This window comes from Pseudomonas sp. F9001 (genome assembly GCF_013385435.1).
Lineage (GTDB): Bacteria > Pseudomonadota > Gammaproteobacteria > Pseudomonadales > Pseudomonadaceae > Aquipseudomonas.
Genome location: NZ_JACAPX010000012.1, coordinates 206,170 through 206,469 on the forward strand (window position 1 = coordinate 206,170; position 300 = coordinate 206,469).

The window sequence follows — 300 nt, forward strand, 5'->3', positions numbered from 1 at the left end:
GCCTAAGATCAAGATCAAAAGCAAGAGCACAGCGGCCTCCCGGCCGGCTTGAGTGTTGAAGAGCAAAATCAAAAGCTAAAGCGGGCACGGTCAAATGTGGGAGCTGGCTTGCCTGCGATGGCATCGCCTCGGTGTATCTGAAAAACCGAGTTGTCTGCATCGCAGGCAAGCCAGCTCCCACAGAAAAGCAGAGCTGCACCAGCTTCAGATTTCGCTTTCGCTCTGGATCTTGCCTTTGCTTTTAACACTCAAGCCGGCCGGGAGGCCGCTGTGCTCTCGCTTTTGATCTGCTTTTGATCT